This window comes from Shimia marina (genome assembly GCF_001458175.1).
Taxonomy (GTDB): domain Bacteria; phylum Pseudomonadota; class Alphaproteobacteria; order Rhodobacterales; family Rhodobacteraceae; genus Shimia; species Shimia marina.
The window spans coordinates 137,372-161,923 of the sequence record NZ_CYPW01000008.1 but is presented as its reverse complement, the minus strand read 5'-3'; the positions used below and the strand labels follow the sequence as shown (position 1 = coordinate 161,923).

Annotated in this window: 28 protein-coding genes and 2 pseudogenes; 16 read left to right on the top strand and 14 right to left on the bottom strand. The window is 60.6% G+C overall.

The genetic code is table 11. From position 1 onward, the window contains the following. Window positions 1-93: 93 nt before the first annotated feature. A pseudogene (locus SHM7688_RS19365) lies at window positions 94-201 on the top strand (L,D-transpeptidase); the annotation flags it as partial. Between the two features lie 76 nt (window positions 202-277). Here the strand turns inward: SHM7688_RS19365 and SHM7688_RS06500 are convergent. After that, window positions 278-835, bottom strand: coding sequence for a hypothetical protein (locus SHM7688_RS06500; RefSeq protein WP_012187179.1), 558 nt, complete (start codon window positions 833-835; stop codon window positions 278-280). 397 nt (window positions 836-1,232) lie between these two features. On the opposite strand from SHM7688_RS06500, the gene SHM7688_RS06495 reads away from it, so the two are divergent. The 5 genes from SHM7688_RS06495 (at window position 1,233) to SHM7688_RS06475 (ending at window position 7,188) form a co-directional block, all read left to right on the top strand. Then, entirely contained in the window at window positions 1,233-1,826 is a 594-nt protein-coding gene (locus SHM7688_RS06495) for an EF-hand domain-containing protein (protein WP_223229252.1), read from the top strand. A 139-nt stretch (window positions 1,827-1,965) separates the two neighbouring features. Beyond that, window positions 1,966-2,352, top strand: coding sequence for a DUF302 domain-containing protein (locus SHM7688_RS06490; RefSeq protein WP_050686143.1), 387 nt, complete (start codon window positions 1,966-1,968; stop codon window positions 2,350-2,352). A 105-nt stretch (window positions 2,353-2,457) separates the two neighbouring features. Further along, window positions 2,458-3,378: a prolipoprotein diacylglyceryl transferase gene (lgt, locus tag SHM7688_RS06485; protein ID WP_050686145.1), complete on the top strand. Its 921-nt coding sequence runs from the start codon at window positions 2,458-2,460 to the stop codon at window positions 3,376-3,378. Between the two features lie 78 nt (window positions 3,379-3,456). Next, complete coding sequence (locus SHM7688_RS06480; protein WP_012187177.1) at window positions 3,457-5,802, top strand: copper-transporting P-type ATPase; 2,346 nt, start codon at window positions 3,457-3,459, stop codon at window positions 5,800-5,802. A 48-nt stretch (window positions 5,803-5,850) separates the two neighbouring features. Next, entirely contained in the window at window positions 5,851-7,188 is a 1,338-nt protein-coding gene (locus tag SHM7688_RS06475) for an APC family permease (protein ID WP_007803442.1), read from the top strand. 7 nt (window positions 7,189-7,195) lie between these two features. Here SHM7688_RS06475 and SHM7688_RS06470 read toward each other — a convergent pair whose 3' ends face one another. After that, window positions 7,196-7,840 carry a hypothetical protein gene (locus SHM7688_RS06470; protein ID WP_007803445.1) on the bottom strand — a complete coding sequence of 215 codons (645 nt, stop codon included), beginning with the start codon at window positions 7,838-7,840 and terminating at the stop codon, window positions 7,196-7,198. A 109-nt stretch (window positions 7,841-7,949) separates the two neighbouring features. Between SHM7688_RS06470 and SHM7688_RS19575 the strand changes: the two are divergent. The 3 genes and pseudogenes from SHM7688_RS19575 to SHM7688_RS06460 form a co-directional block, all read left to right on the top strand. Further along, window positions 7,950-8,069 (top strand): annotated as a pseudogene (locus SHM7688_RS19575) (IS5/IS1182 family transposase); the annotation flags it as partial. Further along, entirely contained in the window at window positions 8,057-8,779 is a 723-nt protein-coding gene (locus tag SHM7688_RS06465; protein ID WP_007803446.1) for a cytochrome c biogenesis CcdA family protein, read from the top strand. The pseudogene SHM7688_RS19575 and the gene SHM7688_RS06465, both read left to right, overlap by 13 nt. A 193-nt stretch (window positions 8,780-8,972) precedes the next feature. Then, entirely contained in the window at window positions 8,973-9,638 is a 666-nt protein-coding gene (locus tag SHM7688_RS06460; RefSeq protein WP_007803448.1) for a L,D-transpeptidase, read from the top strand. A 47-nt stretch (window positions 9,639-9,685) separates the two neighbouring features. Here the strand turns inward: SHM7688_RS06460 and SHM7688_RS06455 are convergent, their stop codons facing one another. Continuing rightward, window positions 9,686-9,958 (bottom strand): hypothetical protein, encoded by a 273-nt coding sequence (locus SHM7688_RS06455; protein ID WP_012187176.1) that lies wholly within the window; start codon window positions 9,956-9,958, stop codon window positions 9,686-9,688. Between the two features lie 192 nt (window positions 9,959-10,150). Here SHM7688_RS06455 and SHM7688_RS06450 point away from each other — a divergent pair, with 192 nt between their 5' ends. Next, window positions 10,151-12,505, top strand: a complete 2,355-nt coding sequence (locus SHM7688_RS06450; protein ID WP_207287124.1) for a heavy metal translocating P-type ATPase — start codon at window positions 10,151-10,153, stop codon at window positions 12,503-12,505. On the opposite strand, the gene SHM7688_RS06445 is transcribed toward SHM7688_RS06450, so the two are convergent. Beyond that, window positions 12,499-12,774, bottom strand: coding sequence for a hypothetical protein (locus SHM7688_RS06445; RefSeq protein ID WP_012187175.1), 276 nt, complete (start codon window positions 12,772-12,774; stop codon window positions 12,499-12,501). The two genes, SHM7688_RS06450 and SHM7688_RS06445, sit on opposite strands and share 7 nt — an antisense overlap. A 97-nt stretch (window positions 12,775-12,871) precedes the next feature. On the opposite strand from SHM7688_RS06445, the gene mntR reads away from it, so the two are divergent. After that, the gene (gene mntR, locus SHM7688_RS06440) at window positions 12,872-13,330 is read left to right on the top strand and encodes a manganese-binding transcriptional regulator MntR (protein WP_008327326.1); all 459 of its coding nucleotides are present in this window, start codon (window positions 12,872-12,874) and stop codon (window positions 13,328-13,330) included. Between the two features lie 261 nt (window positions 13,331-13,591). Here the strand turns inward: mntR and lnt are convergent, their stop codons facing one another. Genes lnt through SHM7688_RS06385 form a run of 10 tightly spaced genes read right to left on the bottom strand, consistent with a single transcriptional unit; the run spans window position 13,592 to window position 21,044 of the window. Next, window positions 13,592-15,163 carry an apolipoprotein N-acyltransferase gene (gene lnt / locus SHM7688_RS06430; RefSeq protein WP_009807490.1) on the bottom strand — a complete coding sequence of 524 codons (1,572 nt, stop codon included), beginning with the start codon at window positions 15,161-15,163 and terminating at the stop codon, window positions 13,592-13,594. Next, window positions 15,160-15,633, bottom strand: a complete 474-nt coding sequence (lspA, locus tag SHM7688_RS06425; protein WP_007803461.1) for a signal peptidase II — start codon at window positions 15,631-15,633, stop codon at window positions 15,160-15,162. The genes lnt and lspA overlap by 4 nt, the downstream gene beginning before the upstream one ends. A gap of 4 nt (window positions 15,634-15,637) precedes the next feature. Next, window positions 15,638-16,420 (bottom strand): ZIP family metal transporter, encoded by a 783-nt coding sequence (locus SHM7688_RS06420; protein ID WP_050686155.1) that lies wholly within the window; start codon window positions 16,418-16,420, stop codon window positions 15,638-15,640. Window positions 16,421-16,442: 22 nt separating this feature from the next. Next, a complete protein-coding gene (locus tag SHM7688_RS06415; RefSeq protein WP_007803465.1) occupies window positions 16,443-16,901 on the bottom strand; it encodes a DUF411 domain-containing protein in 459 nt (152 codons plus the stop codon). 3 nt (window positions 16,902-16,904) lie between these two features. Beyond that, entirely contained in the window at window positions 16,905-18,278 is a 1,374-nt protein-coding gene (locus SHM7688_RS06410; protein WP_050686157.1) for a M23 family metallopeptidase, read from the bottom strand. Next, window positions 18,275-18,901: an SCO family protein gene (locus SHM7688_RS06405; RefSeq protein ID WP_007803468.1), complete on the bottom strand. Its 627-nt coding sequence runs from the start codon at window positions 18,899-18,901 to the stop codon at window positions 18,275-18,277. The genes SHM7688_RS06410 and SHM7688_RS06405 overlap by 4 nt, the downstream gene beginning before the upstream one ends. After that, window positions 18,901-19,371 (bottom strand): copper chaperone PCu(A)C, encoded by a 471-nt coding sequence (locus tag SHM7688_RS06400; protein ID WP_008327335.1) that lies wholly within the window; start codon window positions 19,369-19,371, stop codon window positions 18,901-18,903. The genes SHM7688_RS06405 and SHM7688_RS06400 overlap by 1 nt, the downstream gene beginning before the upstream one ends. Before the next feature lie 22 nt (window positions 19,372-19,393). Further along, the gene (locus SHM7688_RS06395) at window positions 19,394-20,053 is read right to left on the bottom strand and encodes a DsbA family protein (RefSeq protein WP_007803472.1); all 660 of its coding nucleotides are present in this window, start codon (window positions 20,051-20,053) and stop codon (window positions 19,394-19,396) included. Continuing rightward, window positions 20,050-20,472 carry a disulfide bond formation protein B gene (locus SHM7688_RS06390; RefSeq protein ID WP_007803474.1) on the bottom strand — a complete coding sequence of 141 codons (423 nt, stop codon included), beginning with the start codon at window positions 20,470-20,472 and terminating at the stop codon, window positions 20,050-20,052. Before SHM7688_RS06390 ends, SHM7688_RS06395 begins: the two co-directional genes overlap by 4 nt. A gap of 5 nt (window positions 20,473-20,477) precedes the next feature. Further along, entirely contained in the window at window positions 20,478-21,044 is a 567-nt protein-coding gene (locus SHM7688_RS06385) for an SCO family protein (RefSeq protein ID WP_007803475.1), read from the bottom strand. Window positions 21,045-21,257: 213 nt separating this feature from the next. Here SHM7688_RS06385 and SHM7688_RS06380 point away from each other — a divergent pair, with 213 nt between their 5' ends. The 5 genes from SHM7688_RS06380 to SHM7688_RS06360 all read left to right on the top strand — a co-directional run bounded on the left by SHM7688_RS06380 (window position 21,258) and on the right by SHM7688_RS06360 (window position 24,260). Continuing rightward, entirely contained in the window at window positions 21,258-21,686 is a 429-nt protein-coding gene (locus tag SHM7688_RS06380) for a MerR family transcriptional regulator (protein WP_007803476.1), read from the top strand. An 82-nt stretch (window positions 21,687-21,768) separates the two neighbouring features. Further along, window positions 21,769-22,389: a cation efflux transmembrane domain-containing protein gene (locus SHM7688_RS06375; protein WP_008327361.1), complete on the top strand. Its 621-nt coding sequence runs from the start codon at window positions 21,769-21,771 to the stop codon at window positions 22,387-22,389. A gap of 69 nt (window positions 22,390-22,458) precedes the next feature. Then, window positions 22,459-23,022, top strand: a complete 564-nt coding sequence (locus SHM7688_RS06370; protein WP_007803479.1) for a transglutaminase-like domain-containing protein — start codon at window positions 22,459-22,461, stop codon at window positions 23,020-23,022. Then, entirely contained in the window at window positions 23,012-23,977 is a 966-nt protein-coding gene (locus SHM7688_RS06365) for a cation diffusion facilitator family transporter (RefSeq protein ID WP_007803480.1), read from the top strand. The genes SHM7688_RS06370 and SHM7688_RS06365 overlap by 11 nt, the downstream gene beginning before the upstream one ends. Next, window positions 23,949-24,260: a SpoIIAA family protein gene (locus tag SHM7688_RS06360; protein WP_007803481.1), complete on the top strand. Its 312-nt coding sequence runs from the start codon at window positions 23,949-23,951 to the stop codon at window positions 24,258-24,260. The genes SHM7688_RS06365 and SHM7688_RS06360 overlap by 29 nt, the downstream gene beginning before the upstream one ends. Window positions 24,261-24,552: the final 292 nt, after the last annotated feature.

The window sequence follows — 24,552 nt, the reverse complement described above, 5'->3', positions numbered from 1 at the left end:
GGCACATATCTTGCTCACAGGTGAATACAGATGGAAAAATCGCTGACATCCGGCCTTAAGGTGTCATTCTGCCCCCAGCCGGAACAGACCCCATGCGTGCGCATGGTGATGGCCCACATCAATGATCTCTATCCGAATGTCGCTGTCGGATCGACGGCGTTCCTTTACTCGGCCGAAGACAGCGTTACCGCTCGAAGCTAACCTATTGCATCTTTGGCTCACACGCCGAGGACTGCGTCGTGCAGGGACATCTTCCAATGAATTGTTGGACGAACACTCACGGCTGTGTCGCAAGTGAACTTTCGAACTGTGCGATCGCTACGGATTTGTCGTCCTCATCGTTCTCGAACAGCTTTGTGGTTCGCACGCCCGGCAACTTGCCAAAATCCGCCATCAGGCGCTTTGGAAAAAATGTGCGTCCGATGGATTCAAATCCTGGTAATTGTCTGAGTACCGCGGAGGTACTGGCACTACAAAAACCGGAAGCGGCTGGGCCGCTGGCAATTGCAAGGCGCAAAGCCTGCTCCGCGACTTCGGGAGACACATCGATCTCTTGTATGACGACATGGTAGGTCTCGCGAGCATGAGCCCGCGCATAAAAATCGGCCACTTGTGGAGTAATGCCATAAAGCACATCTCCCCGTTCCGGTACAGCGCTCAGCCGGACCGTTCCTGCCGGATCGAAGATAACACGCTGCGACCCATTAATCATGACGCTGCTATGCGCACCCGCCCCGGACCTGTTGTTGATCATGGTGTACAACGTCAGCGCGGCCGGTCCATCGTGACGGTAGGATGCGCTACTGATGACTTCGGCTGAAGCATCCGGGCGCATGTCGTTTCCTGCGCCGCACCCCGCCAAAATTACCAAGGTTAGAACTGAGAAAATGCGGTTCAAAAAGAGCACCCTGCAGCCTCCTGCCATGGGTTGAATAATTGAATTTTCGGGATATTCAGGTCCTCTACCACTCTCGACACCAACTCTTCCGGATTTCACGTCCACCGAAACACGGGTTCGGTGTCGGTTGGTACGCGACTCCTCGACAGGTTTTTCTCTGGATATCGCAAGTCTCAGATTAAGAGGAGCGTTCGCCCCGAATTGATTTGTCGCAATTTGTAACAGACCCCGCCTTTGTGACCTCGCGATACAAAACACCGGCTCGCGTGGCATTCCGCATCTGCAGGTGCATCCCATATGGTGGCTATCGTAACACTGACACGAGGTGATCGACATGAAACGCAATACTCTACTCGCTGCAATGACTCTGGCTGCAACCGCCTTTGGTGGCGTCGCCTTGGCGGATGCCAACCATGGGCACAGTGGTCAACCTGGTGCCCAAAGTGGGGCAGGCATGATGCAGAACGGTGGTCCGGGCATGATGGGGAACATGGGCGGAATGATGGACATGATGCAGCGCATGCACGGAAACATGATGGGCGCAGGCATGGGCAGTGGTATGATGGGCGCAGGCATGGCTGGCGGCATGATGCAAATGTTCGACACCGATGGAGACGGCACAACGACGCCGGAAGAAATGCGCACGCAGCTGCAGGCCAAGCTTTCCGAGTTTGACAGCGACGGGGATGGAAACCTCTCGATTACCGAGTTTGAAGCTCTCCACAGCGCGATGATCCGCGAAATGATGGTGGATCGTTTTCAACACCTCGATGCCGATGGCGACGGCGCGGTGACGCCGGAAGAGATGGCCGCTCCGGCCGATAGGATGGAGCGGATGCAGATGATGCGGTCGAACATGGCAGATGCGCCTGCGCGGCCGGGCAACGGTCAGGGCATGGGCAACGGCTCCATGATGCAGGACAACTGAGCCAACGGGTGCCGGTTTTTTCCGGCACCCGTCCTCAAAACGCCAAAACCGTTCTCGGCCGGGACATTGAACCGAACCGCGACCTGAACCGTTTAGCCTCGTTATGCCAAAAAATAGAGACACGGAAAGGAAAATTCCCATGGCCTATACCTATGATCGCGTCCTGAAAGACACCAATATCGATGACGCAGAGATGCGTGTTCGGGATGCTTTGGCAGACAAGGGCTTCGGCGTTCTGACTGAGATTGACGTCAAAGCGACGATGAAAAAGAAACTTGATGCGGACATGCCGCCTTACCGCATTCTCGGGGCCTGTAATCCGGGCATGGCGCACAAAGCCATCGAGATCGAGCCTCGCATCGGTGCGATGCTTCCCTGCAATGTCATCCTGCGGCAAGTGGACGGCGACACCGAGGTCAGCGCGGTCGATCCTGTCGCTTCGATGCAGGCGGTGCAGAACCAAGACCTGGACGCGGTCGCCGGCGAAGTCCGCGATCTACTCCGGGACGCCCTCGACGCCGCGTGATGGCGGGATGGGCGTTGGATGCCCTGTCGCAGATCGAGCGCCTTTAGCGGTGCTCGATCAATGCCATCTAATCCCCACGTAAATTCCTGATGAGGAACTCACCCAGTGCTGCCAGCGGGATTGCCATTTCCGGATATTGGAACCGACCTCATCTCCTTCGACATCGGGGGGGTCACATTCGCACTCCGCTGGTACGCGCTAGCCTATATCTTCGGTATCCTGATTGGCTGGCGCATTTGTTTGAGTGCGATAAGCCGTCCCGCGCTCTGGACATCAGTTGGACCGCCGCTTGACCGGACGCAGATCGAAGATCTTCTGACGTGGATCATCATCGGCGTGATTGCTGGTGGTCGCCTAGGCTTTGTACTGTTCTACCAGCCCGCATATTATCTCGCAAATCCCTTGGAAATTCTGATGGTCTGGCAAGGCGGCATGTCCTTCCACGGGGGGTTCGCGGGCGTTGTCATCGCTGCCTTGCTGTTCTGCCTTCGACAGAACGCGTCTTTGCTCAGCACTGGCGACTTGCTGGCTTTGGCGGCACCGCCAGGCTTGTTTCTTGGGAGGCTGGCGAACTTCACCAACAATGAGTTGTGGGGGCGGCCGACGGACGTTCCCTGGGCGGTGATCTTTCCCGGCGAAGTCGCGCAGGCCTGCCCAGGGATTAGTGGCCTCTGCGCCCGACACCCGTCCCAGCTGTACGAGGCGCTATTGGAGGGGCTCATTCTTGGAATGCTGCTCATTTATCTCGCTTGGGGCCGGGGCTGGCTGAAAATGCCCGGTGCCTTGGCTGGCGTGTTTCTGACCGGCTATGGTCTTGCCCGAAGTTTCGTCGAGATGTTCCGGCAACCGGACCAACAATTTGTAACGGCGGACAACCCGATCGGCCATGCGCTTCATTTTGGTGAGTGGGGTTTGACCATGGGCCAGTTGCTCTCCATGCCAATGGCGCTGGTCGGGCTGGCGTTGATCGTGTTCGCCCGGCGGGAACGGGGCCGGACAGCGCCACCCCGCAGAGCCGCAATGTAATCGCCGTACTGATCTCTCTTGACCCTCCCGCGGATGGAAGCCCTAGGCAAGAGAAGCATTCTCGGAAAGGACCGCAAAATGAGCACTCCCGACAGTTCTGAAACCACAGCAGCTTCTTCGGTATTCGTTTGCCCCATGCACCCTGAGGTGCGGCAGGACGAGCCCGGCAATTGTCCGAAATGCGGGATGCACCTCGTGCCGGAATCGGAGCTCGAGGTCCATTCAGCACATGATCATCACGAACACCACGCGGGTGCCACGCCGGCCGATGGCCGATATGATCTGGTTCCTACAGGACATGATGGTCCCATTTTCACCTGCCCGATGCACCCTCAGGTGCGGCAGCCTGATCCGGGCGCGTGTCCGATCTGTGGTATGGGATTGGAACTGGAATCCGGTGTGCCGGGCGATGAAGGTCCAAATCCCGAACTGGTGGATTTCACACGGCGGTTCTGGGTCGGCACAGTCCTGACGATCCCGCTCCTTGTCCTCACGATGGGGCCATTCGTCGGTTTCCCCGCAGTCCGGACTTTTTTTGGCGAAAGCACCACACAATGGATCGAATTGATCCTGGCAACGCCAGTGGTCTTGTGGTGCGGCTGGCCGTTTCTGGAACGCGGATGGATTTCGTTCCGCACATTGAACCTCAACATGTTCTCCCTGATCGGCATGGGCGTTCTTGCCGCCTGGCTCTTCAGCGTCGTTGCCGTTCTCGCACCGGACATATTCCCTGATGGGTTCCGAGACTCCGAAGGCCATGTCGGCGTCTATTTCGAGGCGGCGGCGGTGATCGTGACGCTGGTGCTGCTCGGCCAGGTGATGGAACTACGCGCCCGCGAGGGGACCGGCAAGGCGATCCGCGCGCTTCTCGACATGGCGGCAAAGACCGCGCGGGTCATCCGGGACGACGGATCCGAGGAGGAAATCCCGCTGGAGGACGTGCAAGTCGGGGACCGGCTGCGCGTGCGGCCCGGTGACAAGGTGCCGGTCGATGGCGTGGTTCTGGACGGCCGGTCCTCGGTCGACGAAAGCATGATCTCCGGTGAACCCGTGCCGGTCGAGAAGACCGAGGGCGACCCGCTGACCGGCGCGACGATCAATGGCACCGGCAGTCTGGTGATGGAGGCGACGCGTGTCGGGTCCGACACGATGCTGGCTCAAATTGTCGAGATGGTGTCGAACGCGCAGCGCTCGCGCGCCCCGATCCAGAAATACGCCGACAAGGTGGCGGGATATTTCGTTCCGGCCGTCATCGGTATCGCGGTCCTGTCCTTCATCGCCTGGGCGATCTGGGGGCCCGCGCCTGCGCTTTCCTACGCATTGATTTCGGCGGTGGCGGTTCTGATCATCGCCTGTCCTTGTGCGCTTGGCCTGGCGACACCGATGTCGATCATGACAGCGACAGGACGGGGCGCTCAGGCAGGGGTGCTGATCAAGAACGCCGAGGCGCTGGAGCGGTTCGAGAAAGTCGATACCCTGATCGTCGACAAGACCGGCACGTTGACCGAAGGCAAGCCGCGGCTTGTCGACGTACTCCCGCAACCCGGCCACGACGAAGCCGAGGTCTTGCGTCTCGCCGCATCGCTTGAGCGCGGATCGGAGCACCCCTTGGCCGAAGCGATCGTCAGGGGTGCGGAGGAGCGAGATGTCAAAATGGACGAGGCACGGGACTTCGAGGCGGTCACTGGCAAGGGCGTCAAGGGGGTCGTTGACGGCAAAGCGGTCGCGCTCGGCAATTTGGCGATGATCCGCGAATTGGGGCTCGAGGCGGGCGCGTTGACCGCCAAGGCCAATGCCCGCCGCGACGAAGGCGAGACGGTCATGTTCGTTGTGCTGGATGGCGAGATCGCCGGTCTAGTTGCTGTCGCCGACCCAGTGAAGGAGACCACGCCAGAAGCCATCGAGGATCTGCATGAACTGGGGTTCCGCGTCATCATGGCGACCGGCGACAACGAACGCACGGCCAAGGCCATCGGCACGCGGCTCGGAATCGATGAGATCCGGGCCGACGTGCTGCCGGAGGACAAGGCGCGGATCATCCTTGAGTTGCAAGAGGCGGGCCACAAGGTCGCCATGGCCGGGGATGGCGTCAACGACGCCCCCGCGCTCGCGCAGGCCGATGTCGGCATCGCCATGGGCACCGGCGCCGATGTGGCCATCGAAAGCGCGGGCGTCACGCTGGTCAAGGGCAACCTTGATGGTATCGTGCGTGCGCGGCGGCTCGCCCGGGCCACGATGCGCAACATCCGCCAGAACCTGTTCTTCGCGCTGATCTACAACGCCTCCGGCGTGCCGGTCGCGGCGGGAGTTCTGTTTCCCTTCTTTGGCATCCTCATCAGTCCGATGTTTGCTGCCTTCGCCATGAGCGCGTCGTCAATCTCGGTGGTGCTCAATTCGCTGCGCCTTCGCGGCGTTCGTATCTAGAAGCGCGCAACAGCGTTCGGATGAACCAAAATTAAAAGGGGGCCATTTATGCAGAGCGAAAAAGAAACGTACCGCGAAAATTCCATCAGTCTGGGCGGAGCCGTTGCGATGGGGACAGGCGTGATGATCGGCGCTGGAATCTTTGCGTTGACGGGGCAAATCGCGCAGCTCGCCGGCCCGCTTTTCCCGCTTGCATTCATCGCCGGCGCGGTCGTCACAAGCTTCAGCGCCTACAGCTACATCAGGATGTCGAACAAATGGCCGTCCTCGGGTGGCATCGCCATGATCCTGCAGAAATGCTATGGCCCCGGAGCCATCGCGGGCGGGGCCGCACTGCTGATGGCGCTCAGCATGGTGATCGCGGAAAGCCTCGTCGCGCGAACCTTCGCCACCTATGTCCTGCGCCCTTTCGATATCGAAGGTGGCCCATTGGTCCCCGCTCTGGCTGTGGCCGTGATCGTTTTCGCCTTTTTGGTGAACATGGCCGGAAACCGCTCGGTCGGGCTGTTCTCGTTGATCATGGCCGCGATCAAGATCGGAGGCATAGCTCTGTTTGGCATCGCGGCCCTGTGGTCCAGTGGTTTTGCGTTCGCCGCGGCGTCCGAGACCTCACAATCCTACGGGCTCACGGGGTTCATCGCCTCTACGGCGCTGGCCATCCTTGCGTTCAAGGGATTCACCACGATCACCAACAGCGGAGCCGAGATCACTGAACCAAATCGCAATGTTGGCCGAGCGATCATGTTCTCTATCGGAATCTGCGTCGTCGTCTACCTGTTGGTCGCCTACGGGGTCGGTTCGAGTCTCACGATCGAGGAGATCATCTCAGCGCGTGACTATTCGCTGGCACAAGCGGCGCAGCCCGCCCTTGGACAAACCGGCTTCATACTCACGGTGATCCTGGCCGCTGTCGCAACGGCGTCCGGCGTTCTGGCCAGCGTCTTCGCGGTGTCGCGTATGCTGGCGATGCTGACCGACATGGAAATGATCCCGCACAGCCACTTCGGTATGCCAGGTCCCATCCAACGCCACACCCTGGTCTATACTGTCGTCATCGCCGCGACGTTGGCCGTGCTCTTTGATTTAGGCCGGATCGCATCCCTCGGTGCTTTCTTTTACCTCGTCATGGACATGATCATACATTGGGGCGTGTTCCGCTATCGTCGAGCAGACGTCGGCGCCTTCGGTATCGTGCTTTTGACTGCCCTGGCGCTCGATGCGATAGTACTGGCAGCTTTCACCGTGATGAAGCTTCAAAGCGACCCGATGATCGTTCTCTACGCCGCTGTCGGGATGATCGCTGTGTTCGCCTTCGAGCGCGTTTACTTGTCGCAATGGGTGGCACCGCAAGTCGCCCCCGCCCCCGCCCACGCCCACGGTGATTAGCCTGCCATCACCTGGCCTGAAGAGATGCGATGCCTTGTGCGCCGATCGTGATCAGCCCGACCGACAAGGCAAACGCAGCCAGGGCAAGCAGCATCACGCCCGTGTTCATGGGCAAGCGACGTACAACCGGTCCAAGAAATTCCGACCGCCCGAAAGCCGAGACGTAGAGCGGCAACGCGCTTATCATAGTCGCATAGAGGTAAACGCCGGAGATGTTCTCGAAAAATGCCGAACGCGCAAGAGTCGGGGATACAACCGCCAAAGCGGTTGAACGATTGCCGCCGAATGACCCGAACCAGTCGGCAGATAGAACGTATATCAGCACGTGGAGACCTGGAAAGAGAAGGGCTCTGAGCAAGACATCGACCAGCACGAAAAACGCCGTGTCTCTTGAGCCCGCCTTTGGTTGCTTTGTCATAGCGAAAAGGAAAAAACTGACATAGTTGACGGCAAAAACCACGGGCAAACCGTTGGTCGCAACCTGCCTTAGTAAGCGCATGAGTGCCGGTCCGCCGGCAGCAAGAGCCGGAGCAAAGCCCGGAGCCAGTAAGACGTAGAACAACAGGACCGGCAGTAATGCAGCGAAGCTGAACAGCAGGACATTTCTAACAAACTGAGCCGCGGGCATACTGATAGAGAAAAATCTATCCATTGAAATAGCCTGCCATGTGGGCACCACTAGGTCGATGATACGGGGCGTTGTTGCACAAGTCTGACGCCTCAGGATTCCCTTCGCGAACCCATGCTGTTAGCCGCATTCCATGAGCAACCCATCTCCCGCCCGCTATCGTACGACCAACTGGTCCAGCTACAACGCATCGCTGCGCAAGCGGGGGTCCCTGCTGATCTGGGTCGACGAAGACATCACTTGGCGCGCGCCCTCACCGCCGCCCTCCTAGCCGGCACGATATCATTTCTGTCCCCCTGCGTGCTACCTCTTGTGCCAGGTTATGTCTCCTACGTAACCGGGCGCACAGCCGCTGAGGGCGGGGTGGTCGGCGCTTCGCCGTCGCGCGCGGTCTGGCTGAGCCTGTGTTTTGTCCTCGGCTTCTCCACCATCTTCATGGGACTTGGCGCATCCGCGACTGCAATGGGTCAGGCCCTGCTTCGGTGGCGGTATGAACTCAACCTCGTTGGGGGCGGCATCATCATTTTCTTCGGGCTCTTCATGATAGGAGCCGCGCGTGTTTCGGTCATGGAACGCGACTTCCGATTCAATCTCAACATCCCCGGGGGCCAACCCGCTGCGTCCTATGTCCTCGGTCTTGCCTTCGGTTTCGGCTGGACTCCGTGCATCGGCCCGATCCTCGGCGCGATCCTGACAGCCAGTGCGGCGAGTGCCACGATGGGCGAAGGTATCATGCTGCTTGCCGTCTATTCCGCCGGCCTTGGAATACCGTTTCTGATCGTGGCCGGATTCACCGACCAGATCGCGGGACGGTTGCGGGCCATCGGCCGGGTTGGCCGCCGCCTCCACCAGCTTGCGGGCATAGTGATGATCTTGATGGGGCTGGCGATGATGACAGGGCAGTTGAGCGCGCTGTCATACTGGATGCTCGACGTATTTCCGGTTCTGGGACGGATCGGATAGCTCCATTAGTAGCAGCGTCTATTGATAACAGAAAATTTTCTTGAACCTCTAGTAGCTTTAGGAGTTAAGCCACCGACAAAGAACGGCACCATGGAGCAAGTTGCCAATAACGCCTCACTCCTTCCCGGGCGAACAACACTGCGTTCGGGGTAAGGTTCGGTTTGCCGTCCAATGCGTGAACGGAGCAATCTATATGCTGACAAGACGACATTTCATCCAGACGACCACCGCGCTGTTTTCGGCATCGATATCCAGCCCGCTCCTTGCAGACACGTGGCCTACCGATGCGCAGAAGGCAGCTTGGGACGCACAGGTTACACCTCCCGGCTACGACCCGGCCACGTCCAACCCTTGGGGCCTTCACCCTCGCTTCCTGCCACAGCGGGTCCTCGCGAAGGACGGACTTGTACCCGGTGATATCCATGTCGATGCTGTTGCGCGCTATCTCTACCACATCGAAGAAGGCGGCACGGCGATGCGCTATGGCGTGGCGATCGCGCGCGGTAAACTTTACGAACCGGGCACCTATACGATCAAGCGCAAGGTCAGGTGGCCGCATTGGCAGCCGACACAAAACATGATCGACCGCGACCCAGAGCTTTACGCCGATATCGCTGACGGTATGGAACCCGGACCTGAAAACGCGCTCGGATCGCGAGCCCTCTATCTCTTCGTCGGCGACCGAGACACCTATCTAAGGATTCACGGGACACCGTATCCAAGAAGCATTGGCGGCCGTGCGAGTTCCGGCTGCGTCCGAATGGTCATGGCACACATCAATGATCTCTATCCCAACGTCGAGATTGGCTCGACGGCATTCCTGTACTCGGCGGAAGACAGCGTCACCCCGAGAAGTTGACTGGCGCATCATGTGTTACGCGTGGGCTTGACGCATCTATGGGCTGATCAGGACTGGCGCGAAGTGCAGATGGGGTTGCCACCTGCCGAGCGTAGCGGAACCAAGGTGTTTTCCACCGGACCGCTGTGTTCATACCAATAACAGCCATCCTCGGGACGAAGCCGCGCCGTGGTGAGATCCTGACCAGGCGCAGCAAGGGCAATGACGGCCTCGGGAACACTTCCCACTTCGTTGCGAGCGCCGCCGTCGTCCAGCGTTGGCACCGCGCAGCCAGCAAGCACCAATGTCGCTGCGATAATCGGCGCGTTTCGTTTCTGCATGTCTACCTCACTCATTCTGATCGCTTCGTACCGGCAAGCGTTGCTCCAACCGCGTCGTTTCAAGGGGGCGGCTAGCTTCAAGCCTCCGCAGGGCGCCTTTCTTGCTGGACGAATATCCACTTGTTGCCCTTGAAGCTCTAGTTACTGTAGGGGCTATGTCAATGTGGAATCAATGAATCCTGAGGTCAATCCATGTCTTCCGACGGCAACCGCAACGATCACGGCCATCCGGGTGATCAAGAGCATTCTGACCCAAGAGGCAACTCCTGTTGCGACGCCAGCAAGGACGTCGCGTCCACGGCGCCAGCGCCGTCTGGCGGAAGGAGCTTTCAGGTCTCCGGGCTCGATTGCGCCGAAGAGGTGGCGATCCTGAACCGGGTTGTCGGGCCGAAAGTGGGCGGAACCGAACACCTGGCATTCGACGTGATCAACGGGCGAATGACCATCCTCGATAGCGCCGAGAGGATACCAGACGACGAAGTCACGCAGTTGGTCGCAACGACCGGCATGAGCGCCAAGCCATGGGATGCCGACAACGCAGCAGAGGACCAGGCGGCGCATCTGGCACGTCAGAAGCGCTTTACCTCGTTGAGCGGCGGCTTCTGGGCGGCGGGATTCCTTTTTCACATTGTCGAGACCGGCATGGGCGGCGCGCTCGGGCTCTTTGCGGGCCATGGCGAGGTGCCTATGCCTATGGTGGAAGCAGGGATCTTCGCCGTCGCGATTCTTTTTGGCGTCTGGCTTGTCGCGCCCAAGGCCTGGTCTTCGGCGCGGAGGCTTAGCCCCGACATGAACCTGCTCATGGTGGTGGCCGTCGCGGGCGCCATCGGCCTCGGCGAGTTTTTTGAGGCCGCGACGGTCGCCTTCTTCTTCTCGCTTTCGCTTTATCTTGAGAGCTGGAGCGTGGGGCGGGCGCGTAATGCGGTTTCCGCGCTCCTCGATCTGGCGCCGCCAACGGCGCGGGTTCTTTACGACGACGGATCTGAATCCGACGTTCCGGCCGCGGCCGTGGCAGTCAATGCAAGGTTTATCGTGCGCGGCGGCGACCGGATCCCCCTCGACGGTGAGGTCGTGGACGGGGCAGGGGCCGTCGATCAGGCCCCAATTACTGGGGAAAGCGCGCTAGTGCCCAAGGAACCAGGCGACGAGGTCTATGCCGGCACGATCAACGGCGAGGGCACACTGACGGTGCGGGCGACGAAGGCCGCCTCGGACACGGTGCTCGCGAAAATCATTCGCATGGTGGGCGATGCCCATGCCCGCCGCGCGCCGGTCGAACAGTGGGTGGCCAAGTTCGCGCGCATCTACACACCCATCGTGATGGCTTTGGCGATCGCCATCGCGCTGGTGCCGCCACTGCTGCTCGGCGGCGCCTGGGACTACTGGTTCTACAATGCTCTGGTCCTTCTGGTCATCGCATGTCCTTGCGCGCTGGTCATTTCTACGCCGGTCTCCATCGTGGCAGCGCTGACCGCGTCGGCACGGGCGGGGGTGCTCATCAAGGGCGGCGCCTATGTCGAGGCGCCGGGGCGGACCACGGCACTGGCGATGGACAAGACCGGGACGATCACCATGGGCGAGCCTGAGGTGGCGGCGGTTCACCCACTGGTCGGCGTTTCCGCACGCGATCTCATGGCGCTGGCAGCAAGCCTGGAGGCGCGGTCTTCACACCCGCTGGCACGCGCCATCCTCTCGCGCGCCGAAGCCGATGGTGTTTCCGTGTCTGCCGCAGAGGACACCCGTACCGTGCCCGGGCGCGGTCTGGAAGGACGCGCCGACGGGCGCGCTATCTGGCTCGGCTCGGATCGCTTCGCCGAAGAGAAGGGGTTCGGCAATGCCATTCCGGCGGATCTGCGGGATCGGATCGAAGGGGCAGGGAGCACCCTCGTTGCCGTGGGTGACGAGACCGGCGTGACCGGCGTACTGGAGCTTCGCGACCGCATCCGCCCAGATGCAAAGGGGATCGTTGCGCGTCTGCATGCGCAGGGTGTGAAGACCATCGTGATGTTGACGGGCGACAACGAACGCACCGCGCGCGCGGTGGCAGCCGAAGTCGGCATCGACGAGGTGCGCGCCGAACTTTTGCCAGAAGACAAGGTGACGGCCATTGAGGAACTCGTCGAAAGCCACGACATGGTGGCGATGATCGGCGACGGTGTGAATGACGCACCGGCCATGGCGCGGGCGCATTATGCCATCGCCATGGGCGCTGTCGGATCGGATGCCGCGATCGAGACGGCCGACATCGCGCTGATGACCGACGACATCGGCAAGGTACCCTGGCTTATCGGCCATTCGCGCCGTGCCATGACGATCATCCACCAGAATATCGGCATATCGCTGGCGACCAAGGCGCTGTTCGTCGGGCTGACCGCGTTCGGTATGGCCTCAATGTGGGGCGCCATTGCTGCGGATGTAGGCGTGTCTCTGCTGGTGGTCGCCAACGCACTTCGGCTCCTGAACGGCCATCAGGTTGAGGCCGGGCCTTCAGGCGGAGAACCGGTGGGCGAGCAGATGGCGAAAGGAGCACTGGCGCACGGTCATTGATCCGGCGGTTTCGGTAGCTCGATATCGCTTTTGCGGTCCAGCCACGCCAGCGCCCCGACAGAGAATTCCGAACCCCGGTAGGGTTCCGTCCAGGCGGTCTCGATGTCGTCCCAGGGCAGAGGCTCGAGATTTCCAAGAAAGAGCGTCAGACGGTAGGCCGCTGCCTCGGGAAGCCAAGGCGCCTCCTTGGCCGGCGTCGCGGCGACAGGTCCGGACAGGAGGAGCGCACTTGCGAGTGTGGCGAGCAGCACTCTCATAATATTTCGCATCACCACGGCCTCCAAAGTAAAAAGTTAGACATGGCTAACTTATCTACCCGAAGCAAACAAGTTGTCAATCCCGCTGTTTCGCTGCAAAGTCCCGAGTATGACAAAGCTACAATCACAAGGGCGTGAGCCATTCGAAGCGGTCGACCGGGCTCCCGAGGCGCAGGCCGATGGCTTTGCGACCGTGCGTCAGGCACATGAAAGCGAGATGGCGGAGGATTACGTCGAACTGATCGCGGAACTGATCGAGACGCGCGGGGAGGCCAGACCGGTCGAGATCGCCGAGCGGCTTGGCGTGAAGCCGCCGACCGTGACCAAGAACATCTCGCGGCTCAAGGCTGCTGGTCTGGTCCGGCGGGAGCCATACCGCGCGATATTCCTCACCGATGCCGGGCAGGACCTCGCGGAGATCTGTCGACGCCGCCACAGGGTCGTCGTCGCCTTTCTTCTGAGCCTGGGAATCGACGAAGAGACCGCGGAACGCGATGCGGAAGGGATCGAGCATCACGTCAGCGGGACGACATTGGAGGCGTTCGAGCGACGGCTCAATCAGAAATGAGCTCGCCTAGATGCACATTCGCGCGATTCTCTATCGGGACCTCGAGCTATCAGGTCTTCAAGCCGCTGACACGTTTGCGCAATTTCGAAGCTCGCTAGCCGAGAACCCGCGACAGCACGATGGTTGCAAACAGGGCGACAAGTCCGAAGGCGATCGCAGACGCTACCGCATATTGGAGGATATCCAGGTGATTCCCCCTCCTCCGTCGTGCCAGATAGCCACCCCAGATCGCGCCTCCGATAGCGCTCACGATCACAAGCATCAGGATACCTCCGTTCCAAAATGCCGCGCATCGGGATCTCGTCCGAGCAAACTGGCCAGCCAGCCGAAGACCCAGCACCCAAAAACAAGAACCAACAAGGTCCAGTCGCCGAACCGCGCATAGGGCGTTGGAGTACGCGCGCCCGGCAGGCCGGCATCAATGGTGCCTGTTTCCCCGGTATCAAGACGCGCGACGACATTTCCATTGGCGTCGATGATCGCGGATATCCCAGTGTTGGCCGCCCGGACCACGGGAAGTCCCTCCTCGACCGCGCGCATCCGCGCGGAGGCGAGGTGCTGCTCGGGTCCGATGCTGGTTCCGAACCAGGCATCATTTGTGGCGTTGAATATCCAGTCGGGGCGGAAAAGGTCATCGACCACGTGGCCCGGAAAGATGATCTCGTAACAGATCGCCACCGCGACCAGAGGCGCGCCAGGGATCGCCAGCGTGCGCGGCCCTGGTCCCGGCGTGAAATCGCCCAACCCTTCGGTCAGCCGCTCGATGGGCAGCCAGCCTTTCAGGGGCACATATTCCCCGAACGGAACAAGATGATGTTTTGCATACCCCGTCAGAACCTCGCCGCTGCCGTCATAGGCCTGAACCGTGTTGAAATATCTGGTTCCCCCATCGCCCTCCACTCGGTCAGGCGCACCTGTCAGTAGGATCCTGCCGTCTGGCAAAGCTGCAGATATCCGCGCGCGTGCCGCAGCATCTTCGTCCAGAAAGCCGGGGAAGGCCGTTTCCGGCCAAAGCAGCAAATCGAAACGTCCGGGTTGCGCGGACAAGCCCAGGTATTTTTCCAAGGTTCGCTGGCGGCTGCCCGGTACCCACTTCTCGACTTGTGGCACATTGCCTTGGACGATGCGCAAAGCAACGTCTGTCGGCGGCACGTCCTGCCCTGACCGAAGCGCACCGCCAACCCAGAAACCCGCCACAGCAACGGCGAAGAGCACGAGAACAGGCGCGCGTCTCTTTGGCGCCGCCACAGTCAACACACCTGGCAATATGCCGATGAAGACCGTGAGAAAGCCCAAACCGTAGCTTCCGACCCAGGCGGCGGGTTGGCGCAGGGCGGCATAGTCGACAAGGGCATAAGCGGCAAGGTTCCAGGGAAACCCTGTCAGGACATGACCCCGCAGCCATTCCGTGGCCACCCAGCAGGTTGCAAACAGCAGGCCCGCCGCAATGCCGCCGACAGCTCGGCGCTGCATGATGGCGGCAAAAAGCATCGCCGCCATGCCCGGGAAGATGGCAAGTCCGGCGGACAGACCCGCGACCGCCGGAATCGCCAGTGCGCCGAAACGTTCGGCATCGACGTAAAAGCTCTCGGCGATCCAGGAAATTCCAATCCCGAATTGGCCCAGTCCGAAAGCCCAACCGACAAGGAAAGCGCGCGAGGTTGAGATGTTCCGGAGAACGATAAAGAGCACGGAGAAGGCGACAGGGACCGCGATGAGCCAAGAAAACGGCGGAAGAGTCAAAACCGTCAATCCGCCGGCAGCAAGGGCAAGACCCATGCGCTGGAACAGGTTCAGGTCCTCACTAACGAACTGCGGCAATCCCGGCTTCATGAATCGGTCTGAAGTCGAGCGCCAACCCACGGCGCAATGAGCAGCAGCATCACGCCGCCAACCACAAAAACATCGGCCATGTTGAAGGCAGGCCAGTGCGCCGTCCCGATGTAGAAATCGAGGAAATCCGTCACCGCACGATAGCGCAGGCGGTCCAGAATATTGCCGAGTGCACCGCCGATGATCGCACCATAGGCAATGGCCTCGACCCGGCTGCTGGTACGGACCAGCATGAACGCCAGCCAGACGCAGATGCCAAGCGCCAGTAAGACAAGGCTCCACCACGGCGCGCCGCCGAGAAGCCCGAAGGTCACTCCGTCATTGCGCAGGTAGATGAGATTGAAGCCGGGAAAGACCGATACGCCGGAACTAAGAACAGTCGCATTGGACACAACGATTGCCTTCGTTGCCTGATCGACAAGAAAGGCGATCAGCGCAGCAAGCAGACCGACGAAGAGGCAAGTTCTCATCAGCTTATCCCAGCCAGACGTCGAGGAACAACATGATCACAAGACCAACGGCGAGGCCGAGCGTCGCCCTGTTCTGATGGCCGGATCGGTGGGTTTCCGGAATGATCTCGTGGCTGATGACGTAGAGCATCGCACCTGCTGCGAAGGCGAGACCCCAGGGCAGCAGCGGTTGCGAAAGACTGATAATCCCTGCGCCGAGAAGTCCACCGACGGGCTCGACGAGACCGGTCAGAGCGGCGATGCCCCAGGCGCGAAGCCTGGAATAGCCCTCGCCGAGCAACGAAACCGCCACCCCCAGACCTTCGGGGGCATTCTGTAATCCAATACCGATCGCAAGTGGCAACCCGCCCGACAAACCGTCAGCCCCGAACCCGACGCCGACGGCAAGCCCTTCGGGAAAATTGTGGATAGTGATCGCGATGATGAAAAGCCAGACGCGCCGCAGCGATGCGGCGTCGGGACCTTCCCGCCCCGTCTTGAAATGTTCATGCGGTAGCCGTTCGTTCATCAGAGCGATCGCGCCCATGCCAAGCAGGATCGCAACACATACGATGGCCGCCGGGAGAGCACCGTTGTCGAACTGTCCTTCAGCTGCGTCGAGAGCCGGGATGATCAGCGAGAAGAACGAAGCCGCGAGCATGACACCCGCCGCGAAGCCAAGCAGCAGATCGCGCGTGGCCCGGGACGGGATGCGCCCAAAAAGAACGGGGACCGCCCCGACCGCGGTCAGCGATCCGGCGGCCAGGCTTCCAAGAAAGCCAAGCGCTATGGGGGAGAGGGGTTCCAATTGTTAAGGTTCTGCCGCGAGTTCAGTCAGGAGCCGAGTAGCTGGTGTAGACCTCGGTCGATCCGTCTTCGTGGATCAGGAAGACATCGTAAGCCTCCCGGTCGTCCTCCGGTCCCATGCCGGGCGACCCGTAGGGCATTCCCGGCACCGCCAGGCCTACCGCGTCTGGCCGGTCCTCCAGCAGGCGTTGGATGTCAGCCGCCGGCACGTGGCCCTCGATCACATAGCCGTCGACCAAAGCCGTATGGCAGGAGACCATGCGCTGCGGCACGCCATTGTCGAGTTTGAAGCGCACAAGAGATCCTCCGAACATGTCCTCGCCCATCGGCGCGAAGCCATTCTCCTCGAGGTGCTTCATCCAGGACAGGCAACAGCCGCAGCCGTTTGTCTTCCGGACGTCGATCTGAATCGCCTCTGCGACGGCCTGCGCCGCAGGAAGCAAGGCAAATGCGATGGCAAGGGCGGGAGTAAATCGTTTCATGGATCAAAGCCTTTCGGTTGTCGTCTGTGCAAATTCGCTGGCGAGCCTCTCAGCAAGAAGTGAACGCGCCTCACGCAGTCGCTCAAGCGCGGCCGTGTCGTCCGCTTCACGCTCGGCCGCCTCTGCCAATCGGTCGTCAGAGAGAGGGTCGGTTGGGCGACCGTCCACCAGCACTTCGTAATGTAGGTTGGGGCCTGTCGCGGTACCCGTCGCACCGACCCGCCCGATCATATCTCCGGCCATCACGCGTTGCCCTTGTGTGAGCCCGTCCGGTACGGCGCTCAGATGCGCATAGCGCGTCAGGGTGTCGGAGCCATGAGCGATCTCGACGACCCGGCCATACCCACCGCGTCGGCCGATGAAGCTAACGCGGCCCGGCGCCGTCGCCTGTACCGGCGTGCCGCGCGCCGCCGCGAAGTCGACTCCTGTGTGCATCCGTACATTGCCGTAGACCGGATGGGTGCGGCGCCCGAACACAGAACTCAGCCGTGCACCTTCGACCGGTTGCGCAAACACGCGCAGGACTTCTCCGTCGACATAGATCGTCGCTTGGCCGCTGCCGTCGTTCGGCCAGACGATTTCATAGACCGAGCCATCGATATCCAGTGCGGCAAAGGCAAGCTCGGGCTGACCAATCCTCTTGTTCCCGTCTCGGGCCTCGCGCCAAAGGAGGCGCATCGTCTCGCCACCCGCAAGATCACGACGGAAATCCACGGTGCCGCCCAGCATCTGCGCCAGGTCCACCGCAAAACGGGCGGGGATGTCTGCCGTGTTCAGGGCGGCGAAAATCGAGCTCTCGATCACCGCCTCGCCGGCGAAAGTCACCAATTCGGGATCCGGGTCCAACACGCGGGCGGCAAGCTGTTCGCCGAAGACCGCCTCTATCCGGACACCGTCTTCGACGGCGAGCTCTACACGACGCGGGTTGTCGTCCGTTGTGGAAACCACCGTAATGATGTGACCCGGACGCAGACGGCGCAGATCGTATTCCGTGCCAATCGCCAAGGCGATTTCGGCGCGATCCGAAGCATCCAGCCCCGCATCGGAAAGGACCGCATCAAGCATCTCGCCGGACGCAATCTCCCGCGACCAGGTGACCAGCGGGGGCTCGATAGATGGCAAGGAGGTATCAGCGGGGGAAACGGTCAGGAGCGGCCGGGGTCTGAACTCGAATGCGATATCCGCCTGGGCGAGTGTAGGGCGGACCGAATTGGTTTCGGTAATCCGAGGCGGCGCAAGCGGATTGGGAGTCCAGAGGGTCGCTTCAGCAATCGCAGGGGGCACCGGTTCTTTGGACAGAACGCCAGAGATGGCGATGGCGGTCACCGAAAATGCGCCTGCGACCGCAACGGCCGCCAAGACAGTTCTTATCTTCATGTTGCCCCCTCTACGTCTTCTGTCAGTGCGCGCTGGATCTTCGGCACCGCGAATTCTCTTTGCTCGTGATAGTCGATCATGGTGACGAGCTCACCCTCGGCATCGAACAGGAATACGCTTGCCGTATGGTTCATCGTATAGCCGCCGCCCTCAGTCGGGACGCGCTCAAATGAGGCACGAAACCCTTCTGCAGCGCGGGCAATTTGGTCTTCCGGCCCCGTCCAGCCACGAATGACCGGATGAAAATAGCCGACATATTCGGCCATGGCCTCGACCGTGTCCCGCTCCGGGTCGACCGTGATGAAGACCACGTTCATCTCTGATGCTTCGTCGCCCAGTTCCTCAAGCCAGCCGGAAATATCCGATAGGGTCGTCGGGCAGACGTCCGGGCAGTAGGTGAACCCGAAAAACACCATTGTGGGACGACCGATCAGGTTGCCAGGCCCTACCTCATTTTCCTCGTGGTCGGTCAGCCGGAACTCCATCGCCGATAGGGGCAGGGGCCGCTGCCCTTTTGGTTCAGGCGCACCGGGCCCGTCCACCCGCCACCAGCCCACGAAGAGCGTCAGGCCAAGAACGCCGGCACCGGCTGCGCCGTATAGAAGGAGCTGCCGACGTTGCATCAGCCCTCCGGTCCACGCGCGGCGATTCCGAGGATTGGGACCTCGACCGTCACCTTGCCGCCATCCGAGAAGGTCAGTGTCAGCGGGAAATTCTCGCCTTCGGTCATCGGCTCTTGCAGCTTCATGAGCATGGCGTGCAACCCGCCCGGCTCCAATGCCACGCTTTGGCCGGGCTCAATCGTGATCTCGCCTGCAGGCGCCATGGAACTGACGCCATCGGAGTTGGTTTTCGACTCATGGATCTCGGGCATCATTGCCAGCGGTGTCGCAAGTCCGGTCAGCGTAACGGCGTCTTCACCCGTGTTGCGCACGGTCATATAGGCGGCACCTGGCCTGTTGACGCCGATCGAGGCGCGGGACCACGCATTCTCGACCACGACATCCTCCGAACCGGCCAGTGCGGGGGCCGACAGCCCTGCAACCGTCAAAAGCACGGCCAATGCATTGGTATATCTCAACTTCTTCACCACTCGTTTCTCCTGCCTCCGCAAATCAGCTTTGGCTTGCCGCAACTTCCACTGCCACCAGCCTCTGCAATTCGGCCTCACCGAACGGATCGAGAGGCTTGCCGTTCACGAAGAACGTGGGCGTTTGGCGGACCCCGACTGTCTCGACATCGGCGCGGTCCTGGTTGAGCACCGCCACAACACCGGGGGCCAGCATCTGTGTCCGGGCAGCTTCGACATCCAGACCTCCGCTTGCTGCAATCTCAAGGATCAATCCGGGTGCCGGGGTCCCGTGAGACGCCCATCTGGGCTGCTCTCGCAAGACTGCCTCGAGCACAGGTTCAAACACGTCCTGCATGCGCGCCGCCTCGAGCACACGGATCGCTTCTACCGACGCCTCGCCGTGAAAAGGCGTATAGCGGATTACAACGCGCACCGCGTCTCCGTGCTCCGCCATGATATCCTCGACGACCGGATAGAAAGCGCGGCATGCCTCGCAGGCCGGGTCGAAGAATTCAACGATGGTTACGGGCGCATCCTCGGGCCCGAGGATCGGGGAATAGGGTCGGATCAGCGCGTCGGCCATTTCAGGGTCGATGGGATCGGACGCGGCAATCGGGTCGGGGCGGGTGGCATACCAGGCGGCACCGCCGAAACCGGCGACCCCGAGCGCGAGAACGGACAGGATGAGGCCGCGTCGTTTCATTTTTGTGTTTCCTTCAGTGAGAGAGCCGACAGCAGACCGATCATCGCGAAGGCGACGAGCGCCATCAAAGGAATCGGAATGCCGAAGACCAGTTGATTGTCGTCGGTACAGGATGGGCCGGTCGCCGTGCAGGGCTGGATACGCTCGGGGATAACGCCGACATAGAGGCCCAAGTGCCAAAGCGCGACGGCGGCACCGCCCAAAGCCAGCGCGATCCCGTAGCGACCCACGCGCCGATCCTGCCACCACAGCCCAAGCCCGAGGATGATGGCCAAGGGGAACATGAAGGCACGCTGGAACCAGCAGAGCACGCAAGGTGTCTGCCCCAGAACCTCGCCGATGAAGAGCACGGCAAGCGACGCGGTGAGCGCGATGATCCAGGCCAGGCCAAGGGCCGTCTCTCCGGAAAGTCGGGTCATGACGATCAGATCCTCTGTCTCAGATCGGCGAGGATCTCTTCGGCGGGCGTGCCGTAGGGCCAGGAGTCCGCGAAGCCTGCTTGCGTGTCGAAAAGGAAAAGATGCGACGTGTGACCCATCGTGTATCCGCCCGGCGCAGTCGCCTGCTCGATCCGCTCAAAGAATATCGGAAAGGTTTCGGATGTCGCGGCGATCTGCTCCGGTGTACCGGTCAGCCCGATGATCCCTGCGTCGAACAGGGGCACATACTCGGCAAGTGCAGTCGGCGTATCCCGCTCCGGATCAATCGTTATGAAAATCGGCTGAACCATTGCTGCCTCATCGCCCAGGCCCTCCATCACGGCCGCGACTTCGGACAGTGTTGTCGGACAGACGTCGGGGCAATTGGTGAAGCCAAAGAAGACCAGCATCCAGCGCCCTGCGAAATCTTCGTCCGTTTGGACCATGCCGCGATGATCGGTCAGTTCGAAATCAGCAAGAAACGGTGGTTCACTCTCGGTGCGGGCAAGATCGGCACGGTAGTCGGACCATAGCAACAGCCAGATGAAAACGAACGCCGCCGCGCCCGCCAACACCCACAATACCTTCTGAAGACCTGAAAGCCTCACGCCGCTCCGCCCGAACCTGATTCTATATTTTGTGTGCGTTTACATCCTCTAGCTACTGTAGGTTCAAGCGTGATTGTCATCGATCGGCCAACAATCACCGATCTGTGAAACTCGGGTGAAGCTTGTGATGCGCACCGCATAAAGCTACACCCACTGTAGGTAATGTGGGGAGCGGAAATGCTGACGATTGGGACGCTGGCGAAGAAGACCGGAACAAAGGTGCAGACCATCCGGTATTACGAGCAGATCGGACTTATGCCTGAGCCCGGCAGGACCGAGGGGGGCCAACGACGCTATGGCGACGCCGAACTCGACCGCTTGTCATTCGTCCGGCACGCACGGCAACTGGGGTTCTCGTTGGACGCGATCCGTGAGCTCCTCGATCTCAGCGATCATCCGGGAAAGTCCTGCGCTGAGGCGGATGCAATAGCCCGTCGGCAACTCAAACAGGTCGAGCAACGATTGGCGCGGCTCGAGGCGCTGCGGACGGAATTGAAGCGGATGGTGCATGAGTGCAGCGGCGGACAGACTTCTGATTGCCGTGTGCTCGAGGTACTGCGCGACCATTCCGAATGCCTGACCGACCATGAAGAGATCGGCGCCTGAGCAATTTCGACGACCTTTGATCGGAACGCAAAAAGCCCGGTGTTAGTTACTCATTGGCAATTCACTAATTTGGATACCCGGCATGGCGGAGCAGAGAAACGCAACGGAAAGACGCACACTCTGGATCGTGCTGGGTCTCAACATCGGGCTGGCAGTCGCTTTCTTCGCCTCGGGCGCATTCGGCGAGTCAAGCGCGCTTATCGCCAATGGCCTCGACAATCTGTCGGACAGTTTCGTCTACGCGATCAGCCTCTTCGCGCTGTCCCGCTCCGCCAAGTGGAAGCGCGGAGCGGCGAACGTTTCGGGCGGCCTGCTGATCCTCTTCGCCCTTGGAATCCTGTATGACGCGTGGCGCCGCTACGTCGGCGGATCGGATCCTCTTGGCACGATCATGATTGTCATGGCGCTGGTAGCGGCGGCCATCAACGCACTTTGCGTCTGGCTGCTGGCACGGCTTCGCGATCCAGACGTAAACATCCGAGCGGCGAATACGTTCAGCTGGAACGACTTCGCGGCCAATCTCGGAATCGTCGTCGCAGGCGGGCTCGTAGCCTGGCTCGGAACGAATTGGCCGGACCTTGTCGTGGGCGTGATTGTCGCCGGCATCGCGGCCTGGGGTGGCGTCGGAATCCTGAGAGACGCGCATGGTGAACACCACAAGGCGGTGCACAATGACGATCAGGTAACCAAGGACTCGGCCTGAAATCGGGGCTTGAAGCTACAGTGACTGTAGCAACTACATATTCTCGTGAACGATTCGAGGAGGTATCCCGTGAACCCCGCCGACCCTCATTTGGCCAAAACCCGGCTGCTGGATTTTGACGCGACCTCAATTGCAAAACTGATCGAGGAGCGCGGCTGGGCAGACCTTCCCAGCGACGACCGAATTGGGGCCATCTACGATTTCGTCAGGAACGAGATTACCTTCGGCTACAACCGCGCCGACGACATTCCGGCGTCCGAGGTCCTCGCAGATGGCCACGGGCAGTGCAACACCAAGGGCACGCTCCTCATGGCCCTGCTGCGTGGCGTGGGAGTTCGCTGCCGACTGCACGGGTTCACAATCCACAAGGCGCTTCAGAGAGGCGTCGTTCCGGAACTCGTCTATCCCCTCGCGCCGTCCGAAATCCTCCACTCCTGGGTAGAGGTGGACTTGGGCGACGGATGGGTCAATCACCGCCAGAACTTCGGATTTGTGCGCGACTTGCTCTATCGCCACGTCATCCGTCACTGGATGAATGCCAGGGTTCGCCGCATCCGCCGCGGAATCTTGCCGCCGGTCCCCGGATTCGATCGGCCGAACCACCGCCATGAGGAGACGAACCGTGCCGCATGATCACGGCCACGCCCACATCGATCCTCAATCCGGTGATCGTCGCGTCTCCATCGCCATCTGGGCCAACGGCCTCCTGACGGTCGCGCAGATCGTCGGCGGGATCCTTTCCGGCAGCCTCGCGCTGATCGCGGATGCCCTCCACAATTTCTCGGACATGGCGTCGCTGGTGATCGCCTTCTTCGCGCGTAAGATCGCTCGCCGCCCGGCGGACAAGCGCATGACCTTCGGCTATGGGCGGGTAGAAATCGTCGCAGCGCTCATCAACTACACGACACTTATCCTGATCGGCTTCTACCTGATCTACGAGGGTGGCATGCGCATGATCGACCCACCAGAGGTACAGGGCTGGACGGTGGTGATCCTGGGCGGTGTGGCACTGGTCGTCGACACGTTGACGGCGCTGCTCACCTATTCGATGCAGAAAGGCAGCGTGAACATCCGTGCGCTCTTCCTGCACAACCTATCGGACGCTTTGGCCTCCGTGGCGGTCATCATCGGCGGCTCGCTCATCCTCCTCTACAACATGCGGTGGGTCGACCCGGCGATCACCATCGGCATCGCTCTCTACATCCTCTACCTCGCATTTACCGAGATCGGCGGTCCGATTCGGACGCTGATGCTCGGCAGTCCACCGGACATCGATAATGAAACCGTCGTTCAGGCGATGCGGGGTGTGGATGGTGTCGCGGACGTTCATCACGTGCATCTGTGGCAGATGCAGGAGCACGAGGCGGCTCTGGACTGCCACGTCGTGCTGACAGCGGACGGCTGGGGTCAAATCGAAAAGATCAAGGCCGCGATCAAGGACCGGCTGAAGGACGATTTCAGCATCGGTCATTCGAGTCTGGAATTTGAGCACGAAGACCGCGCACACGAAAACGCTGACCTTTACGGTCACGGCAAACCGGAAAAAGAGGAGGAAAACCATGTTCACCGAGACACTGACAGCTCATGACGACACGATTGGCCTCGCCTGCGAGGGCAAGCTCAGCGAAAGCGACCTGAAACGGATGCACGCCCTGCTTCATGAGCGCCTGCAAGAGACAAGTAAGCCCGGCCTGGTTCTCGATCTCACGAGGTTCGAAGGCTACGATGGGCCGTCCGCTCTGCTCGAAGATCTGAAAATCGACACAGCCCATAGGAATGACTTCCGCCGCGTCGCTGTGGTGGGCGAAGGGGCTTTGTTGGAGTGGGGAACCAGGTTCGCCGACGTGCTGACCACGGCAGAACTCCGTTAGTTCGACCCGGCGGAAATGAAGGCGGCAATCGCCTGGGCAAGTGAAAGGTAGAGTAGCTTTCAATCAGATGCCTTCGCAGAAGACAGCATCTGTTCGAAACCATAAACAAAAGAACTACAGCAGTTGCGAGACCCAAGAGCAATCCGAAAGTTCTGAACATGGTCGCTCCTTTCGCAAAGGAGTAACTTTGGTACGGTGGCACTGCCCTTGCCGGGGCATTATCAAATCGTAATGTTTTAGCGGCTCAGGGCGCCAGTTGGTTAACATAAACTTCATTATGCGGCTTAATATT

Bases quoted from the DNA above. Each gene is read 5' to 3' on its own strand.
- SHM7688_RS06500 (WP_012187179.1), bottom strand. From the start codon at position 835: ATGCGCCCGGATGCTTCAGCCGAAGTCATCAGTAGCGCATCCTACCGT.
- SHM7688_RS06495 (WP_223229252.1), top strand. From the start codon at position 1,233: ATGAAACGCAATACTCTACTCGCTGCAATGACTCTGGCTGCAACCGCC.
- SHM7688_RS06490 (WP_050686143.1), top strand. From the start codon at position 1,966: ATGGCCTATACCTATGATCGCGTCCTGAAAGACACCAATATCGATGAC.
- SHM7688_RS06480 (WP_012187177.1), top strand. From the start codon at position 3,457: ATGAGCACTCCCGACAGTTCTGAAACCACAGCAGCTTCTTCGGTATTC.
- SHM7688_RS06475 (WP_007803442.1), top strand. From the start codon at position 5,851: ATGCAGAGCGAAAAAGAAACGTACCGCGAAAATTCCATCAGTCTGGGC.
- SHM7688_RS06470 (WP_007803445.1), bottom strand. From the start codon at position 7,840: ATGGATAGATTTTTCTCTATCAGTATGCCCGCGGCTCAGTTTGTTAGA.
- SHM7688_RS06460 (WP_007803448.1), top strand. From the start codon at position 8,973: ATGCTGACAAGACGACATTTCATCCAGACGACCACCGCGCTGTTTTCG.
- SHM7688_RS06455 (WP_012187176.1), bottom strand. From the start codon at position 9,958: ATGCAGAAACGAAACGCGCCGATTATCGCAGCGACATTGGTGCTTGCT.
- SHM7688_RS06450 (WP_207287124.1), top strand. From the start codon at position 10,151: ATGTCTTCCGACGGCAACCGCAACGATCACGGCCATCCGGGTGATCAA.
- SHM7688_RS06445 (WP_012187175.1), bottom strand. From the start codon at position 12,774: ATGCGAAATATTATGAGAGTGCTGCTCGCCACACTCGCAAGTGCGCTC.
- mntR (WP_008327326.1), top strand. From the start codon at position 12,872: ATGACAAAGCTACAATCACAAGGGCGTGAGCCATTCGAAGCGGTCGAC.
- lnt (WP_009807490.1), bottom strand. From the start codon at position 15,163: ATGAAGCCGGGATTGCCGCAGTTCGTTAGTGAGGACCTGAACCTGTTC.
- lspA (WP_007803461.1), bottom strand. From the start codon at position 15,633: ATGAGAACTTGCCTCTTCGTCGGTCTGCTTGCTGCGCTGATCGCCTTT.
- SHM7688_RS06415 (WP_007803465.1), bottom strand. From the start codon at position 16,901: ATGAAACGATTTACTCCCGCCCTTGCCATCGCATTTGCCTTGCTTCCT.
- SHM7688_RS06410 (WP_050686157.1), bottom strand. From the start codon at position 18,278: ATGAAGATAAGAACTGTCTTGGCGGCCGTTGCGGTCGCAGGCGCATTT.
- SHM7688_RS06405 (WP_007803468.1), bottom strand. From the start codon at position 18,901: ATGCAACGTCGGCAGCTCCTTCTATACGGCGCAGCCGGTGCCGGCGTT.
- SHM7688_RS06395 (WP_007803472.1), bottom strand. From the start codon at position 20,053: ATGAAACGACGCGGCCTCATCCTGTCCGTTCTCGCGCTCGGGGTCGCC.
- SHM7688_RS06390 (WP_007803474.1), bottom strand. From the start codon at position 20,472: ATGACCCGACTTTCCGGAGAGACGGCCCTTGGCCTGGCCTGGATCATC.
- SHM7688_RS06380 (WP_007803476.1), top strand. From the start codon at position 21,258: ATGCTGACGATTGGGACGCTGGCGAAGAAGACCGGAACAAAGGTGCAG.
- SHM7688_RS06375 (WP_008327361.1), top strand. From the start codon at position 21,769: ATGGCGGAGCAGAGAAACGCAACGGAAAGACGCACACTCTGGATCGTG.
- SHM7688_RS06360 (WP_007803481.1), top strand. From the start codon at position 23,949: ATGTTCACCGAGACACTGACAGCTCATGACGACACGATTGGCCTCGCC.